The following is a 19,074-nucleotide window of genomic DNA, read 5'->3' on the forward strand; positions in this document are numbered from 1 at the left end:
AGCCGGTGTCCGTCACGACTGCTCCCGGTACGCGCGCCAGCCGCCGTGGTGGGTGATGTCCTCGGCCCCCTCGACCGCGAACGGCTCGACCAGGAACCCGGTGACCTCGGTGCCGTCGTCGAGCGCGACGGTGCCGATCGCCATCGGTGCGGGCAGGGCCGCGACGAAGGTGCCGAAGCCGGCGGCTGGCAGGCGCCAGACCTCCCCGACGATGCCCGAGCCCGAGCCCGAGCCCGAGCCCGACCCCGGCGCAGCAGCGCCGGACGCGACCGGACCCACGCGGACCAACCCGGGCTTGGGCGGCACCGTGTCGAGGGCGTACAGCCGGTAGTCGGACGCGGTGCGGGCCTCCCGGACGAACGATCCGCCGGACGCGACCAGCTGCCCGTTCAGCGGCTGCCCGCGCAGGTGCGCCCCGACGACCAGCAGGTCGACGGTCGGAGCGGCGAACGCGCCCGCCAACGCCGCCAGGCGGCGGTCACTGAACGCCGGACCGGTGAGCATGACGCCGAACGGCAGCCCGTCGACGAAGCCGGCCGGCACCGCGAGCGCGGCCATGTCGAGCAGGTTCGCGAAGTTCGTGTACCGACCCATTCGGCTGTTCGCGCCGATCGGATCGGCCGCGACCTGCTCGAGCGTCGGGTGCCACGTCGTCGTCGGGGTGAGCAGTGCCGTGGTGCCCTCGAGTGCAGCGCGACCCGCTGCCCCGAACGCGTCGAGCCGTTCCTGGTCGGCGAAGAGCTCCGCGGCGGTCGGTCGTGCGCCACCGAGCACGATCGCGGCGACCGACGGGTCGAGGTCGGCACCGACCTCGTCGCGGTGGGCCTCGATGTGGGCGCCGACGGCCGCGTACCGTTCGGCGACGAACGCGCCGCCGTAGAGCAGCGACGCGGCGTCGAGCAGGGGTGCGATGTCGACCTCGACCACCTGGTGTCCGAGCGCACGGAACCGGTCGACGGCCGCGGCGAACGCCTCGGCCCAACCGGGTGCGAGCCCCTCGAGCTGCGACGGCAGCGGCACCGCGATGCGCGGGACGGCCGGCAGGTCGGCGAGGGCGAGGTCGGGCCGCGCGAGCGGGTCGACGCCGTCCGGACCGGCCATCAGCTCGGCCGCCGTGCGCGCCAGGTCGAGCGACCGGGCGAACACCGTGACGCAGTCCTGCGAGCGACAGGCGGGGACGACCCCGGTGTTCGGCACGAGCCCCTTCGTCGGCTTCACCCCGACCAGGTTGCCGAGCGCGGCGGGCACCCGGCCGGACCCGGCGGTGTCGGTGCCGAGCGCGAAGTCGACGATGCCCAGGGCGACCGCCGTGGCGGAACCGCTCGACGAGCCGCCGGAGATCCGCGTCGGGTCCCAGGCGTTCCGGACCGCGCCGAACGGTGAGCGGGTGCCGACCAGGCCGGTGGCGAACTGGTCGAGGTTCGTCTTGCCGACGATGACGGCGCCGGCGGCGCGCAGCCGGGCGACGGCGGTGGCGTCGGCGGCGGGGTCGTGGGCGTAGGAGCGGGCGGCGGCGGTGGTGGGCAGGCCGGCGACGTCGATGTTGTCCTTCACGGCGAACAGCAGGCCGGCCAGGGGCAGGGACGGGTCCACGGCGAGGGCCTCGGCCAGCACGTCGGTGCGGTCGCGCAGGGTGATCCAGACCTCGGGACGGTCGACGGCGTCGATGCGGGCGAAGGCGTCACGGACGCGGGCGGCGGCGGACGTGGTGGCGGCCGCAGTGGCGACGGCCCCGCTCACGCTGCCGCTCCGATCGCGGCGAGGACCTGGCCCGGCGCGACCTGGTCGCCCGGCTTGATGTACACCTCGAGCACGTGGCCCGGCACCGGTGCGTGCACCATCGACTCCATCTTCATCGCCTCCACGGCCAGCAGCTTCTGCCCCTCGTCCACACGGTCACCGGGGCGGACGTCCACCTGCCACACGGTCGAGGTGAACGGGGCGTACACGGCGGTCGACCCCTCCGGCACGGTCACGGCGTCGGCCACCACAGCGGCCGGCTCGTCACGGACGTCGAACTCGCCTGATGCCCGCCACCGCTCCTTCTCCTCGCCGAACGCCTGCGCCTGCTGCGCCCGGAAATCGGCGATGGACCCGGCGTTGTCGGCCAGGAACCGGTTGTACGACGCGATCGAGAACTCGCCCTCGACGGTCTCGAACGAGCCCCGTCCGGCGTCCGTCTCGGCGCGCAGCTCGAGCAGCTCGTCCGCACCGACCGGGTACCACTCGATCCGGTCGAAGAACCGCAGCGCCCACGGGTTCTCCTGGAACAGCCCGCCCCGGCGGAACCGGTTCCAGATCTGCACGGTGCGGCCGACGAACTGGTAGCCGCCCGGACCCTCCATGCCGTAGATGCACAGGTACGCGCCGCCGATGCCGACGGAGTTCTCGGCGGTCCAGGTGCGGGCCGGGTTGTACTTCGTCGTGACCAGGCGGTGCCGGGGGTCGAGCGGGGTCGCGACCGGGGCGCCGAGGTACACGTCGCCGAGGCCGAGCACCAGGTAGCTCGCGTCGAACACGGTGCGGAAGACGTCGTCGACGCTCTCCAGCCCGTTGATGCGACGGATGAACTCGATGTTCCACGGGGTCCACGGGGCGTCGTTCCGGACGCCGTTCATGTACCGCTCGATCGCCAGCCGGGTGGCCGGGTCGTCCCACGACAGCGGCAGCCTGACGGTGCGCGACGGCACGACGAGCTGGCCGGTCGGCGGGATCTCGTCCTCGAGCTCGCGGAGCAGCCCCGCCACGTCGCGCGCCTTGAGCACGGACGCGTCGGTGTGCACCTGCAGCGAGCGGATGCCCGGCGTGATGTCGAGGATCCCCTTCGGCGTGTGCTCCTGCAGCTTCGTCATGAGCGCGTGCACGCGCATCCGCAGCGCGATGTCGAGGGTCATGTCGCCGTACTCCACGAGCACGTTGTCGTCGCCGTCGCGTCGGTACGCGACGCTCGGCCGCACGTCGGTCGCGTCCAGGCGGGCGATCACGCCGTCGTCGCCGTCGCCTCCGGTGCGCGGCACCGTCCTGGAGGCCCGGCGTGCGTCGAGCGCGGCGGCGTCGGCTTCGCGGACGGGGACGAACCGGACCGTGTCACCCGGGCGGAGCTGGCCCAGCTTCCACAGGTCGCCGCTGGCGACCACGGCGGGGCAGACGAAGCCGCCGAGCGACGGCCCGTCCGGTCCGAGGATGATCGGGGTGTCCCCGGTGAAGTCGATCGCACCGACGGCGTACGGGGTGTCGTGGATGTTCGACGGGTGCAGACCGGCCTCGCCGCCGTCGGTCCGCGCCCACTCCGGCCGCGGCCCGATGAGCCGGATGCCGGTGCGCGCCGAGTTGTGGTGCACGGCGTAGTCGGTGGCGTAGAAGACGTCGAGGTCGGCCCGGGTGAAGAAGTCCGGTGCGGCGTGCGGCCCCTCGGTGACGGCGATCTCCCACGCGTCGGTGAGCGCGGTGCGGCGGTCGGCCGGGGTCGGACCGCCCACCAGGCCCAGACGGGTGCCGGACGGGAACGCCGGGTGCGGGGCGTCCGAGTCCGGGGAACCCGGGCGCAGGACGTCGCCGGCGAGCAGGGCCCGACCGGCGTGGCCGCCGAAGCCACCGAGCGTGAAGGTCGCGGTCGAGCCGAGGTACGTCGGCACGTCGAAGCCGCCGCGGACCGCCAGGTAGGTGCGGAGGCCCGGACCGGGAGCCGTGCCGATCGCCAGGGTCTGGCCGGCGCCGACCTCGACCGGCTCCCACAGCGCTACGGGCTCACCGTCGAGGGTGACCGGCGCCGGCGCTCCCGCGAGCGCGACCACCGCGGCGGCCGAGAACCGGAGCGTCGGGCCGGTCGCGGTGACCTCGAGCGCGGGGGCACCGTCCGGGTTCCCCACGGCGCGGTTCGCCTCGGCGAAGGACGCCGCGTCGAACGGGCCGCTCGGCGGGACGCCCACCTGCCAGTACCCGACCCGGCCCGGCAGGTCCTGGATCATCGTCATGGTGCCGGGCGCGACGACGTCGATGCGCGGGTCCGGGTCCTCGGTCGCGTCGAGCGTCGAGGTGGAGTGCGTGGCGGTGCGGAGCTCGAGGTCGTCGGTCAGCGCACGCAGCAGCCCGGCGTTCGTGACGATGCCGTCGATGCGGGTGGCCGCGAGCCCGTCGCGCAGCAGGTCGAGGGCGTCGTCGCGGGTCTCCCCGGTGGCGATCACCTTGGCGAGCATCGGGTCGTAGAACGCGGACACCTCGGAGCCGGTCTCGACCCAGCCGTCGACGCGGATGCCGGTGCGCTCGCCGGATGCCGTGGTCGCGCTCGGGAACACGGCCTGGGTGACGAGGCCGCTCGAGGGCAGCGAGCCCTTCGCCGGGTCCTCGGCGTAGACACGGGCCTCGACGGCGTGGCCGTTCGGGGTCCAGGTGCGGTCGAAGACGTCGGGGTCGATGCCGGCGGCACCGTCGCGGGCCAGGCGGAGCATGAGCTCGACGAGGTCGACGCCGAACACTTCCTCGGTGACGGGGTGCTCGACCTGCAGGCGGGTGTTCACCTCGAGGAACGACGCCTCTTCGCGCACCGGGTCGTAGACGAACTCGACGGTGCCGGCGCTGCGGTACCCGACGCTCTCGGCCAGGCGGCGGGCGGACTCGTGCAGCTCGGCGCGGACGTGCTCGGGGAGCGCCGGTGCCGGGGCTTCCTCGATGACCTTCTGGTTGCGGCGCTGCAGGGAGCAGTCGCGGTCGCCGATCACCGCGACACGGCCTTCGCCGTCGCCGAAGAGCTGGACCTCGACGTGCCGGGCCGGCCGCACGAGTCGTTCGAGGAAGATGCCGGCCGACCCGAAGTTCGCAGTCGCCAGGCGGACGACGCTCGTGTAGGCCTCGCGGACCTCGTCGAGGGTCGAGCACGCCTGCATGCCGATCCCGCCGCCACCCCCGGTGGCCTTGAGCATGACGGGCAATCCGATGCGCTCGGCCTCGGCCACGGCGTCGTCGACATTGGCGAGCAGTCCGGTGCCGGCGAGCATCGGGACCCCTGCCGCGGCGGCCAGCTCGCGGGCGGTGTGCTTCGCGCCGAACCGGACGATCTGGTCGGCGGTCGGCCCGACGAACCGGATGCCGGCGTCCTCGCAGGCCCGGGCGAAGTCGGTGTTCTCGGACAGGAACCCGTAGCCGGGGTGCACGAGTCCGGCGCCGGTGTCCTTCGCGGCCTGCACCACCGCGTCGATGCGCAGGTACGAGTCGCGGGCGGGTGCGGGTCCGAGCCGGACGGCGGTGTCGGCCTCGCGCACGTGGGGTGCCGCGCGGTCGGCGTCCGAGTAGACGGCGACGGTGCGCATGCCGAGCGCCTTCGCGGAGCGGATGATGCGGCGGGCGATCTCACCGCGGTTCGCGACGAGGACGGTGTCGGTGCTGAGGGCGGGGGTCTGGTTCACGGTGGCGGTCCCGGTGGGGTCGGGCGCGGCGGTCACGGCTGGACCACGATCATGCGCAGCGGTGTGCAGGAGAAGTCGTTGCAGGGGTTGTTCATCTGCGGGCAGTTCGAGACGACGACGAGCACGTCCCGCTCGGCCCGGATCGCGACCCGCTTGCCGGGGGCGCTCATGCCGTCGACGATCCCGAGGGCGCCGTCGGCCTCGACCGGCACGTTCATGAACCAGTTGAGGTTCGACACGATGTCGCGGGCACCGAGTCCGTGGCGGCCGGCCTCGGCCAGGAAGTTCTCGCGGCAGCCGTGCTGGTACTGGGTGTGGTGCCCGTACCGCAGGGTGTTCGACTCCTTCGAGCACGCGCCGCCGATGGTGTCCTGCCGGTCGATCTCGTTCGCGACGACGGTCATCAGCGGGCGGCCCTCGTTCGACATCAGGACGGTGCCGGTCCGGACGTACGCGTTGCCCTGTGCGGCGAGGGTGTCCGGCACGCTGTACCGCTCGTCGGGGTCGTGGGCGTCGTAGAGCAGGCAGTCGGCGCTCTGGTTGCCGCCGACGTCGACGATGGTGAGCACCTCGCCGGCGCGGACCACGGCGGACCACGGCGCGAGCGGGGCGACCCGGTCGTCGCGGACCACGGTGCCCGGCACCAGGGACTCGCTCCAGTCGAGAGCGACGTCCGGGTCGTGGACGGCTCCGACCGGGACGGTGGAGGTGGGGGTGTGGGTCGTCGTGTCGGTCATCACAGGCCTCGGGCTTCCGCGTGGTCGATCGAGTTCAGGTAGGCGCGGGTGAGCTCCGGCGTCGCGGTGAACCGCTCGTCGGCCGCGGTCGTCGGGGCCCCGCGCCAGGCGTGCACCCGCAGTGGTCCGACCAGGTAGTCCGGGCGCGGGTCGATCGGGTGCGCGACGTTCGCGACCAGCACGAGCAGCGGCAGCTCGGCGACGAGCGTGACGTGGGTGCCCGCGCCCGCCGAACCGGTGAAGGTCATCGCCCCCTCGGCGTCGATCCGCACGCCCTGGAAGAACGAGATGCTCGGCGGCAGGTCCCGCTTGGTGAGCCCGTGTTTCGCGGCGGCCTTCGCGAACAGCGACCGACCGCTCGGGGTGCGCCCCTCGGGTGCCGCGTCGCCGTACTTCCGCTCGTTCCAGGCGTCGGTCGAGGTGCCGCAGAACGCGTCGTGGTGCCCCGAGGTGTCCTCGAGCACGGTCGCGAGTGCCCGGCCGTCCCCGCTCAGCAGGGGGGAACCCTGGCCCAGGTACGCCTGCCACGGGATCTTCTGGGTGTCGGCGACGTTGAGCCGCTCCCACGGTTCGAGCGCGTTGAACACCAGGACGTTGGCGCAGGCCTGACCCGTCGGGTCGTCGAACCGCAGCCGTGACCCGCGGGCCAGCACCTTGTGCGTGTACCCGCCCGGCGCCACCGTCTCGGCCCAGACGAGCTGCGCGGGGTCGACGCCCTCGGGGGCGAACGGTGACGACGACGCCGGCAGGTACGGCATGTACTCGGACTGCGAGCCGGCCTGGGCGCGTGCGTCGGACCGGGAGGCGAGCACGCTGTCGGTCTGGTGGAGGTCGCGCATGGGGTTCCTTCCGGATCAGGCTTCGACGGAGGCGGCGGTCGGGCTCGCCGCAGTCGCGGCTGCGGGGACGGGTACCGCCGCGGTGGTGGGGACCTCGGCCAGGGTGATCGGCCCGTGTGTGCGGTGCCGCCAGCTCGACCACGCCCAGCCGACGAGCAGCACGCCGCCGATGAAGAGCAGGGCGCTGTACTGCAGCCACCACGAGGTGCCGGTCAGGTCGTAGATCTCCGGCCGGGGCCAGATGAGGTTGATCGCCATGCCGATCTGGAACGCCACGGCCAGGGCGTTGAGCGGGATGCCCCAGCGACCGAGGGTGAACAGCGGCTTGCCGTCCTCGTCGACCCCGGTCGGCAGCCCCGTGCGACGGAGCTTGATCCGCTGGACCAGCAGCGGCCCGGTGACCCCGAGGTAGGCCAGGTAGAGCATCGCGATGCACAGGCTCGACAGGGCGGTGAAGATCGCGGACTGCCCGATGTTGACGGCGAGGGCCAGCCCGGCGCCGACCCCGACGACGATCGACGCGGCGATCGGGGTGCCGGTGCGGGGCGAGACGCGGGCGAGGGTGCGGTGGAAGGGCAGCGCCTTCTCGCGGGCCATCGAGTAGACCATCCGGGCGCCGGCGGTCTGCACGGCGAGGGTGCAGGCGAAGACCGCGACGGCGACGGTGCAGAGCAGGAGTCGCCCGAAGACGTCGCCGAGGGTCGAGGTGATCACCCAGGCGAGCCCCTGGGTGGCGAGCTTGCCGTCGGTCAGGCTCGGGGCGGCGACGAGGGCACCGATGATGAGCAGCCCGCCGCCGAGGCCCGAGACCGTGAGTGCCCGGACGATCGTCTTCGGGGTGGTCCGGCGCGGGTTGTGGGTCTCCTCCGCGAGCTCACCGGCCGAGTCGAAGCCGACCATCACGTACGCGGCCATCAGCGAGGAGGCCAGGAACGCCCACACGTACGGCTCGGTGCTCGTCGACCCGGCGGTCGTGAACACCACGGACGCGCTGCGGTGCGGCAGCAGGAACAGGGCGCCGATGAGCACGACCACGCCGATGATCTCGATGAGCACGCCGAAGCTCGTCACGCGGGCCATCAGCCGGACGCTCGTGATGTTCACGATCGTCGTCACGGCGAGCATCACCAGCCCGAGGACCACCGCGTTCGCGGCACCGGTCGGCGATGCGACGGACGGGTCGGCGCCCGGACCACCGACGACCTGGAACCCGTCCCAGATCGCGGGGAGCACGGCCTGCACGGCGATGGCCGCCACCGCGACGGTGAGGATCTGGCCGATGATCATCGTCCAGCCGGTGAACCACCCGAACCGGGCTCCGGCCAGACGGCTCGACCACTGGAAGATCGCGCCGGAGATGGGCCAGCGGGCCGCGAGCTGCGCGAAGTTCAGCGCGACGAGCAGCTGGCCGCCGAAGACGAGCGGCCACGCCCAGAAGAACGCAGCACCACCCAGCCCGAAGCCGAGTCCGAACAGCTGGAAGACCGTGGTGAGGATCGAGACGAAGGAGAAGCCCGCCGCGAAGGAGGAGAACGAGCCGACTCCGCGGTGGAGTTCCTGCTCGTAGCCGAGGCGGGCGAGCCCCTGGGTGTCGACGTCGGACGTGGCGCGCGGTGCGTGGAGCGGTGCTTGCGGAGAACGCATGACTGCAGACCTTTCGCGGAGTACCTGTCGGGTGACAGGTAGTGCGACAAGTGTCTTGCGGCCCTGTGTCGGCGCCGTTGCCCGTCTGTTTCGAGTGCGTGACGGCAGGCCCCGGCGTGTAAACGTTCCGAGTCGGCGGGCGGATCAGCGGCGGGGGATCACCGGTTGGGTCACTCGACGTCCACGTCCCGCTTGCCGCGGCGGACGATGAGCGGGTCCGGCTTGCCGATGACGTCGGCGGCCTTGTCCGGGTAGTCGAACTGCGTCAGGAAGTACCGCATGGCGTTGAGCCGCGCGCGCTTCTTGTCGTTCGACCGCACGATCGTCCACGGTGCGTAGCGCTTGCTCGTCCGGGTGAACATCGCCGTCTTCGCCTCGGTGTAGTCCTCCCACCGGTCGAGTGACAGCAGGTCGATGTCGGACAGCTTCCACCGCCGCACCGGGTCGAGCTGGCGCATCGCGAACCGGGTCCGCTGCTCGCGCCGGGTCACCGAGAACCAGAACTTCGTCAGGTGGATGCCGGAGTCGACGAGCATCCGCTCGAACTGCGGCACCTGGGTCATGAACGACTCGTACTCGTCGTCGCTGCAGAACCCCATCACCCGTTCGACGCCGGCACGGTTGTACCAGGAGCGGTCGAACAGGACCATCTCACCCGCGGCCGGCAGGTGCTGCACGTACCGCTGGAAGTACCACTCACCACGCTCGCGCTCGGTCGGCTTGCTCAGCGCGACGACCCGCGAGGTCCGGGGGTTGAGGTGCTCCGTGAACCGCTTGATCGTGCCGCCCTTGCCCGCGGCGTCACGCCCCTCGAAGAGCACCACGACCTTCTGGCCGGTGTCCTCGAGCCAGTACTGGCACTTCAGCAGCTCGATCTGCAGCAGGTACTTCTGGTACTCGTACTCGTCCCGCGGCAGGCGCTCCGAGTACGGGTAGTCGTCCTGCCAGGTGAGCACCGGGTTGCCGTGCGGGTCGATCAGCTCCGGGTCGGCCGTCTGACCGTCCGCGACGCTGTACCCCTCGGTCCGCAGCTGTTCGATGTACTCCCGCAACGGCTGCGAGTACGGCGCTGTGTCCACGGTGTCCTCCCTCTGCGAGCCGATCGGCTGTCGGCCCCAGGGCCATCCTGGCCCGGCCACCCGCACGACCGCCCCACGCCTCGCCCTGGACGCGACCCGATGACGGCCTGGAGGCGCGGTGCGGGCCCGCCCCGTGCCTCCCGACCGCATGTGGCCCTTCACAGGCATGATGGGGCCATGACGGACCAGGCCGAGATGATCCACCCCGAGATCGCACCGAGCGGAGACGGGTGCGTCGAGTGCGACGCGACCGGTTCGTGGTGGGTGCACCTGCGCCGCTGCGCGGCGTGCGGCCACGTCGGCTGCTGCGACGACTCCCTCAACACGCACGCGACGCGGCACTGGGAGGAGACCGGGCACGCGGTCATCCAGAGCTACGAGCCCGGCGAGACCTGGGCCTGGGACTACCGCGACGACACCCGCTCCGAGGGGCTCGAGCTCGCAGCCCCCACCAGCCATCCCGTGACGCAGGCAGTCCCCGGGCCGGCGGATCGCCTTCCCGGGGACTGGTTGGAACTGCTCGGCGGATCACGCTGATCCGCGGCGGTCGTCAGGTCAGACGGCCGCGGTCGCCTCGTCGCGGTGCGGGAGCTTCCAGCCCGGACGCACGAAGTGGCAGGTGTAGCCGTGCGGGTTCTTCTCGAGGTAGTCCTGGTGCTCGTCCTCGGCCTCCCAGAACGGGCCAGCCGCGGTGACCTCGGTGACGACCTTGCCGGGCCAGATGCCCGACGCGTCGACGTCCGCGATGGTGTCGAGCGCGACCTGCTTCTGCTCGTCGGTCGTGAAGAAGATCGCCGAACGGTAGCTGCGACCGACGTCGTTGCCCTGGCGGTCCTTCGTCGACGGGTCGTGGATCTGGAAGAAGAACTCCAGCAGGTCCCGGTACGAGATCTGGGACGGGTCGAAGACGATCTCGACCGACTCGGCGTGGTCGCCGTGGTTGCGGTACGTCGCGTTCGGCACGTCGCCGCCGGAGTAGCCGACGCGGGTGCTGACGATGCCGGGACGACGACGGAGGAGCTGCTGCGCTCCCCAGAAGCATCCGCCGGCGAGGATGGCGGTCTCGGTGGTGGTCATGGTGGCCTCCTGGGCTCTCGTGTCACTGGCTGCGACACCGTGTGGTGCAACCGGCAACAGGGACGATCTGTTCCCGTCGTCAGGTCCGCTGTGGGGCACGGACCCACCCGGGTGTGCGGTCGGTACGACTCGACCCTACGAGTCCGTGCTCCGTGTCACCCCTGCGGTACGGTCGGGCCACATGAAGCGGTCATCCATGCACGACGAGGTCCAACGCCGTCCACGTGGTTGGTGGCTGCTCGGACTCGCGTTCTGTTTCCTCGTGTTCCTCGAGGTGTTCGTGGCGATCGGCTCGCTGCCGGGGATGCTCGCCGCGCAGCTGCAGTACACCCCGTGTGGCTCCGACGAGACGATGCGGTGTTCGTACGCCGTCGGGGAGACCGCACAGATCCTCGTGCCGCTGGTCGCGTTCATCGTCGCGATCACGACGTGGGTCATCGGGGCGTCCGGTGCTCCCACGGTGCGGCGACGGGTGCTGATACCCACGATCGGCCTCGTGGTCATCGTCCTGATCTTCGTGCTCGGTGTCGTCGCGATCGATCTGTCGATCCGATGACCGTCGTCAAGCGAACTCGCCGCCCTGCGCTCCCGAGGACCTGATGCCGTTCACTCCAGGTCGGTTACAAGACAGGGCCGACTGCGGGGTGGATGGCGTCGTCGACGGACTCAGGAGCGCTGGTCTCGGTGCCTTATAGCCGATCGGCTACTGCGATGTCATGGACGGCTTCGGTGAGTTCCGTTCAGCTCGTTGCGGACGGAGTGAAGGGTGGCGTACGCCGTGTACAGGCGCGGTACGGCGATCAAGAAGAGCAGCAGGACGTAGCTGGCGAAGGCGGCAGCCATTGCGGCGAAGAAACCATGGATGGCGCCGGTCTTCGGGTCGGCCGTGAAGTTCATGCCGAGCACCAACATGAGCGCAGCCGCGCCGGAGAACAGCGAGGCCACGAGGAGGTGCGCTGCTGACTCGTCCAGGGCGTCCCGATCGATGCGCTCGGTCTCACCGAATACAGATGCTCGTTCCGTCAGTTTGAGGCGCATCGACGAGATCTGCCCCCAAGCGGCGAGGAAACTTCCCGCCAGCAGCGCCACACCGCTCAGGAGTGCGCCGGGTGCGGCCAGCCGCGCACCCGGCAGCGCAAGCATCGCGATGAACACGCCCGCAGGGACGAGCAACAGAACCGTTCGCGTGAACCGGTCTGGATGCGTCGTTTCATTGCGGTAGTCGCTGAGGGCCTTCCAGTGCCCGCGGAAGAGCTCGATGGGCCAGAGTCGTGAGGCCACGGCTGCATCCTCCGTTCAAGCAGGTGTTACTCGGGAAGGGTGGTGGGGATCTTCAACGCGCTCGCGATGCGGTTGACCACCGGGGCTGCCTCGTTGACCAGCTCGTACCCCTTGGGACGAGTCGATCCCAGCGGGTAGATGAACAGCTTGTCTACTGTCTCGGCGTTGATCGTTTGCCGCTTGCCTCGCTCGACAATCGAGATCTCGGCGTCGTCGTACTCTATGCCGCTCCTACTGACAGCGGGATCGACGAGCTCGATCACATCGTTCGCAGCGGCCTTGCGCCGCTCGAGCTCAGTAGTTGAGCCCTTCCGTGCAGCCATCGCAAGGATCGCATCGAACACCTTCTCAGCGGTCGTCTTCTTCAAGCCCCACTGCACGAGCTCCAGGTCATAGCTGGTCCGAGTCCCCGCCGCACTGACACCGCGTCGGCGGAGACGGAAGGACGGGTCGGCGGCGTTGCCGAGGATGCCGTCGAGCCGGGCTCCGTCGATCCTCGGAGTTAGGTGCCAGTTCAGGAATGGACCGACAATCTTGCGGTTGTCGGCGTTCACGGTCACGGCTGCATGCTGCGCACGACGCGTCAGCCACTTGATCAAGAGCTCGCCGACATAGGTCTGCCCGCGTACTTCCGAGAGCATGATCGCCATCGGCCCCGCCTGAGGGAAGATCAGCACAACCTGCATTCCGCGCACGGCTGCCTTGCGCTCGATGGGCTCGTGCGTGCCGTCCCGGCTGACCAACGCGTCATGGTCCTGCTCCCGACCGGTCTCAACAGTTACACGGATGCGTCGGTCCTCGACCTGCACGTCCGTGACCTCGAAGTACGGCACACCCTCGGTCTCGTCCAGCTTGGCCTGGCGCTCAGCGTCCGTGATCTCATCGACGTAGAACGTCGGCGTGCCGAGCTGCGTCTTCGCATCCTGCAGCTCGAGCAGTTCCTTCTTGAACTGCTCGAACGCATCCACAGCCCCACCAGCGGCGCTGACGTCCTCGAGGGCCATCGCACCGTTCTGCTCGCGTGCCCGACCGAGACGCGGCTCGAGGGTGTGAATGCGGTAGCCGTACGTGGTCATCGAGCGGTAGCCAATCGTTGAGGGTTACCCAGAAACATAGATCACTTCGGTGACGGTGCCGAAGCGCCGAGCCGTCAACCCTCCGCCGAATTGCGGGCCGCTTGTGATCGTCGCATTGGGATGAGCCCGACCGATGCGTACTGGGTCTCGATAGCCGTCCCTCTACCGGGCGGAGCCACGCGGGCCCGGTGCTGTTTGTTGAGCCACCGCCAGCGGGACGTCGCGTCCGCTGGCGGTACCCCGAAGTGGGAGTGGCGACAGAGGGCTGGCTCACGCGACGGTGTGTCATCTGTAACTGGAAGGCAATCATGGAACCGTCGATCGACTTCGAAGCAAACAAGCGGTACTTCCGTGGACCGGGGTGCGCAATCGTGCTCGCCGTCCTTCTAGCACTCATCGGGGTATTGTGGGCAGCCGGTCTCACTGCGCAGTAAGCGAGGTCGCCGATCATGATGCGACGGTCAGCGACGGCAACAAGCTCGGATGATCCATGACGGCCGACCTCCCCTGATCTTGAGCCGATCCTCGACTGAGACCGGTGCGCTGCCGTTGGTCGCCATCGAATCAGGAGGTCTTCCTGCATCAAGGAGATGCGATAGCGGTACACCCTGATCTGCACGCCGAAGGACGAACCTTTTGCGGCGGAGAATGAAATGCATTATCTCTGGTCGCACGGTAGCCCCAACCATCAATCGTCACTACATAGCATCAGCTGACCGGGAGAAGGAGCTGGATTGATGAAGGTTCGTCGCGCACATATGGTGTCGAAGGGGTATATCCGAGCTTGGGGAGATGCGCATCGGGTCGTGGAAGTTCTTGATCTGGAACATGGTCGAGGGTTCGTGACCTCGGTGGACAGCGCGACGGTGGTGAACTACGCCTACGAGACGAATGCACTGTCGCACGACCTTGAAGCGGACTACGCTCGCATTGAGCAGCGTGGCATCCCCGTGATCGTCAAGCTGCGCAGCGGGCTTCCGGCGACGCTGGAGGAGCGCACTGACCTAGTCAACTTCCTCGACATGCACCTTGACCGTGGTCGGTATGCAGATCAGACCAAGGTCATGACGCCCGCCGTCGTGTTGTTGTCTGACGGAGAGACTACCGATCACAAGTTGAACATCGCCGATCGCCTGCTCCTCTCCAAGTCGCTGACGGACGTTGTCAGACTTGCGGAACGTGGCGTTGAGGGGTGGCCATGGCACGTGTACGACACCCCGATCCACCTTGCGACCGGGGATGGGGCTGTCCTGCTATACCGGTCTCCTGCTGGAGGATCCGCAGACGTCAGCACTGTGACGTTCCCGTTGTCTCCCACTCGTCTCCTCGTCATGGGTGAGCAGCCTGAGGAGGCGGTCGATCTGAGGGGGCTCAACGCACTAATGGCTCAGAACAGCAGACGCTGGGTCGTTGGAGTTCGTGGCACTCTGAATTTGGCGGCGGCCCCGACGCTGAAGCGCTGAGCAGCGGGGCATACCTGCGCTCATCGCGCCTGGCGGGCGGGGCGAGGGCCTCGACAGCATTCGCGACATGGAACGAGTCGCCGGAACCGTCGTGCGGTGAAAGAACGACGAGGGGAGGGGTGCCCTTCGTTCCGACCAGGTTCCGTCTGAGGTGTTTGTCCGCCTCTCCAACCTCGAGCTGGAGGGGCCCGCACTCAGCCTCCAGCCGCACATTGGGTCAACCCGGGAGGCGTAGCCGCTGCGGGAGAACCATTGATCAGGTCAGCCGTCGGTGGCGACCGGACGCTTCTGACATCGCCCGCGCGGCCAGACTCAGGAGTTACCGGTTGCTCCTGCGATCGCAAGGATAGTCTGGGGTGCTGAACCCAATGCGGCGGCGCCGGCGTCGTAGAAGAAACGCTTCATGGTGTCCGTCCATCGCTCCCCATTAGTGGACTGAGCTCGCGCGGCGAAGAGAGACACCCAGAGCCGTTGTGCGGCTTCCTCGTAATCGAAGCGCTCGTCCAGTACCTCGTCGTCGAAGGCGGCTTGGATTTCGCGCAAGAGCCGTCGGATGTAGCCGCGTAGCTTGGGGGACAGCGAGCCGTCGGCGTCGAGGAGCGAATCAACTTCCCGGACCGCTTCCAGGAGGAACTGCTTGCGCTCCTCGGGCATCGATGTTTGCTTGTCTTCCCAGCGATCAGCGAGGGTGTCGAGATGGTCGATCGGATCCGACGGATATGCGTCTTCAGGGCTGATGCCAGACGTCCAGCCGTGAGGATACGCCAGCACCATTCGTCTCCACGTCGGAACGTTCCTGCGGTAGGTGGCCACCCGGACCTTTAGCGCCTCAAGTTCGTCGAGTCCTGCTTCGATCAGTTGGAGATCGCCCAACGCCAGCATTTGTGCACGCATCCCCTCGGCTGTTTCGAGGTCACGGGATTGCGAGAGGGACGTGTTCCCGTTGTGCCGTTCCTTCCAGTCCACAAGGGTGTCGTGCAGCCGCTGGGCAGGGTTCATGATGCAAATACTACGCGAAAAGCTCTCAGGTAACACTCTGTGAAGCGAGACCCGAATTGCTATGCACGCCTACCAAGCCCCCATCAGTAACGAGGCTGACGCCCGCTGCGGGCGACAAAGGACCAGCGCTCGGCAGTCGTCATCACCGCGTCCGATAGTCGGTGGTTCACCGCTACACCCCAATTGTCACCTACGACGCCTTCCGTTGCCTACTGCAGCCTGACCAGGGGTATTCCCGTATATCTGTCCCGCAAAAATGCCCGGTGAAGGGGCGCCAAACGCTACACGCCACCCCAGGCGACGAAGGCCAAGGAACCCGCGCCAGCATCCTTCTCGACACCGGCATTGCCGTGACGGTCACGGACGCCCCCCGACGACAACCTCGAGCACGAGGACCGGAACTTCGTAGCCGAGATCACGGTGCGTCCGCACTGTGGCTGAGCCTCGCCCGTGACTCGGCGTGTACCGACCGGAGGCGCGGTGCCAGCTGGCACCGCGCCTCCAGTCCGGGTGGGGTCGCGTCAGTTCGCAGTGTCCTCGAGCGCGTCGAGTGCGGCCACGTCCTCGGCGGCCAGCACGAAGTCGACGTCGGCGTTCTCGGCGATGCGTGACGGGGTGGTGGACTTCGGCAGCGGCAGGACGTCCTTCTCGAGCAGGTAGCGGATCGCGACCTGGGCAACGGTCTTGTCGTACTTCGCCGCGATCTCGGCGATCTGCTCGTTCTCGAGCAGGCCTCCGGTGGCGAGCGGGGAGTAGCCCTCGGTCAGGATGTCGTGCTCGCGGTCGAAGGCGGTCGTCTCGTCCTGGGTGTTGCCGATGAACCAGCGGATCTGGTTGGCGTGCGGGACGACGTCCGTGCGGCCGAGCAGGTCCTCGAGATCGGCGACGGCGAAGTTCGAGACACCGATGCTCTTGGTGCGGCCGGCGTCGTAGAGCTCCTCGAAGACCTTCCAGACCTCGACGTTGCCGTCGCGGTGGTCGGAGCCCATGTCGCTCCAGGGCCACGGCGCGTGGATCAGGTAGAGGTCGACGTGTCCGAGGTCGAGGTTGCGGCTCGACTCCTCGAAGGCGTCGCGGGCGCCCGAGGCCGTCTTGATCTCGGCCGGCAGCTTCGTGGTGATGAAGAGTTCGTCGCGGGGGATGCCACTGTCGCGGACGGCCTCGCCGACGCTCGCCTCGTTGCCGTACGCCAGGGCGGTGTCGATGTGGCGGTAGCCGAGGTCGAGGGCGGTCTTCGTGGCGTCGTACGCGTCGGAGCCGGACGGGATCTGCCAGGTGCCGAAGCCGATCTTCGGGATGTGCAGACCGTTGGACAGGGTGAACGTGTCGATGAGTGCGGGCATGCAGCGGACAGTACGCCGCAACCGCACAGCGTTCCGAGGGGCTGCCGGGTTGCATGGCGCCCACCTCGAACGGACGGAAGGACGCCCCCCATGCCCCTGAACCCCACCGTGCACGACCGGAAGACCGGTGTCGCCCCGCCTGGAGAGCCCGGCGGCTTCGAACTCGCCTTGCTCGACCGCGGCGCCGCCGTGCTGCAGACCTCGTCGCCGCTGCGGGGGTTCGACGTCTACGTGGTCGGCTTCCACTGCGTGAAGGGCGAGCCCGACGTGCAGATGGAGGCGCACCACTTCTGCAAGGTGGTGAACGCCGAGATGCTGCAGTGCGTGCTCTTCGACGGCAACACCGCCGACGCGAACCTGATCGGCATAGAGTACATCGTGTCCGAGCGGCTCTTCGACTCCCTGCCCGAGGACGAGCAGGCGTCGTGGCACCCGCACAACCACGAGGTGTTCTCCGGTGAACTCGTCGCTCCGGGCCTGCCGGTCGCGGTGGAGACCGAGCTGATGGGGCACCTGGTGAACTCGTACGGCAAGACCTGGCACACGTGGCACAGCACCCCGATGGGTTCGCAGCCCGCACACGACCTGCCGATCGGCGACCCGATGCTGATGTGGTCGTTCAACCGCGAGGGCGAGGTGGACAGCGCGCTGCAGCAGGACCGGAACCAGGCGATGCGCACCGATCCGGAACCGCGCAAGGAGTCGCGGGCGAAGTACCTCGACCGCGCCCACCCGCAGCGCGGTGTCGGCACGATGCGCGACGCCTTCACCGGCACGACCCCGACCCCGGGCGTCGTCGACGCGGACGACGGACGCCCCTGACGACGGACGGGAGGCCCGTGGCGGTGTCGCCACGGGCCTCCCGTCCGTCATGTGGTGCGGTTCAGCGCGCGGTGCGCGTCCCGATCCGCGGCAGGACGAAGCCGAGCACGATCATCGCGACGGCCAGGAAGGCGTGCAGCACGTTGTCCGCGCTGTTCAGCGGCACGAAGTTCGCGCCTCCGGCCATGCCCGCGGTGAAGAGCCCGTAGACGAAGAGCACCGCGTAGACGATGCCGCCGGCGACGAGGTACAGGCGTGCGGAGGCGGCACGGCGGGCGGCGAGCAGCCCGACGATGCCGAAGAGCAGGTGCACGATGTTGTGCAGGACGGACACCTGGAACAGGCCCAGGAGCAGGGCCATGGAGCCGTGGCCGGCCATGGACATCGAGCCCATGTCCATGGTGAGTCCGGGGATGAACCCGGCGATGCCGACGATCAGGAAGACGACACCGAAGACGAACGCGCCCCGCTGGGTCCACGTCGAACCGGAGGTGGTGCGTGCGGTTGCTGCGCTGCTGGTCATGATCAGCCCTCTTTTCTGTACGCGCCGCGGTGTGCGGCACACATGACATTCGGAGCGCTTCCCCGGTCGGTTTGCAGGTCAGTGCTCGGCGGTCCAGACGGCGGTCTAGACGGCGGTCACCGCGGTGGTCAATCCGCGCACCAGCAGCCCCCGCGATCGGGTGGTCGCGGTGCCGTCCGGATCGCTCCACGCGGCGCGGGCGAGTCCGTCCACCAGGGTGATCACGGCATCGGCCACGACGGGCACCGGCTCGGACGGCGTCGCCCCGTGCCGCGCGGTCCAGCGCTCGATCCCGGCGACCACGCCGTCGCGCCAGAGCCGTCGTTCGGCGTCGAGCAGGTCCCCGTCGCCGTCCGGGGCGAGGGCCGTCGCGCTGAGGGCTTCGAGCACCCGGAACCGCTCGGGTTCGCGCCGCACGAGGTCGAGGTACGCGGAGATCCCCGCCTCGAGCGCGGAGGCGAGGTCGTCGTGCTCGTCGGCGGCCGCGAGCACCGGCGGCAGGACCGCACGTGCCTGCCGTTCGAGCAGCGCGACGACCAGGTTGCGCCGCGCACCGAAGACGTAGTGCACGACACCGTGGGCGACGCCGGCTCGGGCGGCGACGGCCCGGGTGGTGAGGCCGCGCAGGCCGTCGTCCCGCACGACCAGGGCCGCGGCGTCGAGCAGTTCCGCACGGCGGTCCTGTCGGCTGCGGTACCCGCGCGACTGCTGGTCCTCGGTCATCACAGGAAGCGTACGGGGCGCGTGCAGGACCGGCCGCGAAGATGAAGTCGGCCACGTGGCCAAATC

At 69.3% G+C, this 19,074-nt stretch carries 17 protein-coding genes; 4 read left to right on the forward strand and 13 right to left on the reverse strand.

From position 1 onward, the window contains the following. Positions 1-12 precede the first annotated feature (12 nt). From DEJ02_RS08025 to ppk2, 6 genes are all read right to left on the reverse strand, one after another. Complete coding sequence (locus DEJ02_RS08025; protein ID WP_111032601.1) at positions 13-1,740, reverse strand: allophanate hydrolase; 1,728 nt, start codon at positions 1,738-1,740, stop codon at positions 13-15. Beyond that, positions 1,737-5,438, reverse strand: a complete 3,702-nt coding sequence (uca, locus tag DEJ02_RS08030) for an urea carboxylase (protein ID WP_375342363.1) — start codon at positions 5,436-5,438, stop codon at positions 1,737-1,739. Before uca ends, DEJ02_RS08025 begins: the two co-directional genes overlap by 4 nt. Beyond that, positions 5,435-6,139, reverse strand: a complete 705-nt coding sequence (locus DEJ02_RS08035) for an urea amidolyase associated protein UAAP2 (protein ID WP_111032602.1) — start codon at positions 6,137-6,139, stop codon at positions 5,435-5,437. The genes uca and DEJ02_RS08035 overlap by 4 nt, the downstream gene beginning before the upstream one ends. Next, positions 6,139-6,978, reverse strand: a complete 840-nt coding sequence (locus DEJ02_RS08040) for an urea amidolyase associated protein UAAP1 (RefSeq protein WP_111032603.1) — start codon at positions 6,976-6,978, stop codon at positions 6,139-6,141. The genes DEJ02_RS08035 and DEJ02_RS08040 overlap by 1 nt, the downstream gene beginning before the upstream one ends. Positions 6,979-6,993: 15 nt before the next feature. Continuing rightward, positions 6,994-8,622 (reverse strand): APC family permease, encoded by a 1,629-nt coding sequence (locus DEJ02_RS08045; RefSeq protein ID WP_110863544.1) that lies wholly within the window; start codon positions 8,620-8,622, stop codon positions 6,994-6,996. A 170-nt stretch (positions 8,623-8,792) separates the two neighbouring features. Then, positions 8,793-9,701, reverse strand: coding sequence for a polyphosphate kinase 2 (ppk2, locus tag DEJ02_RS08050; protein ID WP_027467245.1), 909 nt, complete (start codon positions 9,699-9,701; stop codon positions 8,793-8,795). Positions 9,702-9,878: 177 nt separating this feature from the next. Between ppk2 and DEJ02_RS08055 the strand changes: the two genes are divergently transcribed. Beyond that, on the forward strand, positions 9,879-10,238 hold the full coding sequence (locus tag DEJ02_RS08055) for a UBP-type zinc finger domain-containing protein (protein ID WP_071404761.1): 360 nt from the start codon (positions 9,879-9,881) through the stop codon (positions 10,236-10,238). Positions 10,239-10,256: 18 nt separating this feature from the next. Here the strand turns inward: DEJ02_RS08055 and msrA are convergent, their stop codons facing one another. Further along, positions 10,257-10,778 (reverse strand): peptide-methionine (S)-S-oxide reductase MsrA, encoded by a 522-nt coding sequence (gene msrA, locus DEJ02_RS08060; RefSeq protein WP_111032604.1) that lies wholly within the window; start codon positions 10,776-10,778, stop codon positions 10,257-10,259. A gap of 181 nt (positions 10,779-10,959) precedes the next feature. On the opposite strand from msrA, the gene DEJ02_RS08065 reads away from it, so the two are divergent. Beyond that, on the forward strand, positions 10,960-11,334 hold the full coding sequence (locus DEJ02_RS08065) for a hypothetical protein (RefSeq protein WP_111032605.1): 375 nt from the start codon (positions 10,960-10,962) through the stop codon (positions 11,332-11,334). Positions 11,335-11,492: 158 nt separating this feature from the next. Here DEJ02_RS08065 and DEJ02_RS08070 read toward each other — a convergent pair whose 3' ends face one another. Together DEJ02_RS08070 and DEJ02_RS08075 are read right to left on the reverse strand one after the other, a co-directional pair. Then, entirely contained in the window at positions 11,493-12,059 is a 567-nt protein-coding gene (locus DEJ02_RS08070) for a hypothetical protein (protein WP_111032606.1), read from the reverse strand. Positions 12,060-12,085: 26 nt separating this feature from the next. After that, positions 12,086-13,135, reverse strand: coding sequence for a hypothetical protein (locus DEJ02_RS08075; protein ID WP_111032607.1), 1,050 nt, complete (start codon positions 13,133-13,135; stop codon positions 12,086-12,088). Positions 13,136-13,872: 737 nt separating this feature from the next. Between DEJ02_RS08075 and DEJ02_RS08080 the strand changes: the two genes are divergently transcribed. Then, entirely contained in the window at positions 13,873-14,598 is a 726-nt protein-coding gene (locus DEJ02_RS08080) for a DUF4238 domain-containing protein (RefSeq protein WP_111032608.1), read from the forward strand. Positions 14,599-14,910: 312 nt separating this feature from the next. Here the strand turns inward: DEJ02_RS08080 and DEJ02_RS08085 are convergent, their stop codons facing one another. Both DEJ02_RS08085 and DEJ02_RS08090 read right to left on the reverse strand, forming a co-directional pair. After that, a complete protein-coding gene (locus DEJ02_RS08085) occupies positions 14,911-15,597 on the reverse strand; it encodes a hypothetical protein (protein ID WP_146249249.1) in 687 nt (228 codons plus the stop codon). A gap of 521 nt (positions 15,598-16,118) precedes the next feature. Beyond that, entirely contained in the window at positions 16,119-16,940 is an 822-nt protein-coding gene (locus DEJ02_RS08090) for an aldo/keto reductase (protein WP_027467236.1), read from the reverse strand. Between the two features lie 90 nt (positions 16,941-17,030). Between DEJ02_RS08090 and DEJ02_RS08095 the strand changes: the two genes are divergently transcribed. Further along, entirely contained in the window at positions 17,031-17,762 is a 732-nt protein-coding gene (locus tag DEJ02_RS08095) for an OBAP family protein (protein WP_111032610.1), read from the forward strand. Positions 17,763-17,823: 61 nt separating this feature from the next. On the opposite strand, the gene DEJ02_RS08100 is transcribed toward DEJ02_RS08095, so the two are convergent. Further along, positions 17,824-18,285, reverse strand: coding sequence for a DUF4383 domain-containing protein (locus tag DEJ02_RS08100; protein WP_027467234.1), 462 nt, complete (start codon positions 18,283-18,285; stop codon positions 17,824-17,826). Positions 18,286-18,390: 105 nt separating this feature from the next. Further along, positions 18,391-19,008: a TetR family transcriptional regulator gene (locus DEJ02_RS08105; RefSeq protein WP_181440303.1), complete on the reverse strand. Its 618-nt coding sequence runs from the start codon at positions 19,006-19,008 to the stop codon at positions 18,391-18,393. Positions 19,009-19,074: the final 66 nt, after the last annotated feature.

The sequence above is a fragment of the Curtobacterium sp. MCLR17_042 genome (assembly GCF_003234695.1).
GTDB classification, from domain to species: Bacteria; Actinomycetota; Actinomycetes; order Actinomycetales; family Microbacteriaceae; genus Curtobacterium; species Curtobacterium flaccumfaciens.